The organism is Burkholderia sp. AU4i (assembly GCF_000466765.1).
GTDB classification, from domain to species: domain Bacteria; phylum Pseudomonadota; class Gammaproteobacteria; order Burkholderiales; family Burkholderiaceae; genus Burkholderia; species Burkholderia cepacia.
This window is the reverse complement of record NZ_ASSI01000430.1, coordinates 1-538: the sequence shown is the minus strand read 5'-3', so window position 1 is coordinate 538 and position 538 is coordinate 1. Positions and strand designations below refer to the sequence as shown.

Sequence of the window (538 nt, the reverse complement as noted above, 5' to 3'; positions counted from 1 at the left end):
GGCGCCCTGCCGCGCTCGCTGCAGCCGGCGCGCCGCCAGCTTGCGCCGCACGAGCTGCTCGAACTGCCGCGTCGCGACCTGCGGATCGCGCGCGGCCAGCCCGAGCGCGTTGCGCGCGAGCTGGATCGGCGTCAGCACGAGGCCCCACGGCAGCCCCCACCAGCCGAACGCGGCCGACGCCAGCAACGCGACCGCCTGCTTCCTGCGGCCGCAACGCCGGCAGCACACGTGGTGCCGTGTCGCCCAGCGCGTGACGAACAGCAGCGACACGACGCGATGCGACGCGTGGACATCGACCGGCCGGTCGTCGCGACGGCAGATCGGGCACGGCCCGTAACGCCAGTCGTGCACATACTCCCAGACCTTCGCGTCGGGCACCCGCTCCGCCTCGACGACGATCGGATGCGCGCGGGCGCACGCCGGACGGCAATAGCGGCGGCCGTCGATCGACCGCCCGCCGACCAGGAACGTCCTGCCGCAGTGACTGCACTCTGCCACGGTAACCTCGGATAAGCGTGATGCGCCGCATGCCGGCCGC

Annotated in this window: 1 protein-coding gene; it reads right to left on the bottom strand. The window is 73.6% G+C overall.

Features of this window, described 5'->3' with window-relative positions:
- A partial coding sequence (locus tag L810_RS43280; protein ID WP_042978469.1) for a hypothetical protein occupies positions 1-498 on the bottom strand: 498 nt, incomplete at its 3' end.
- Positions 499-538: the final 40 nt, after the last annotated feature.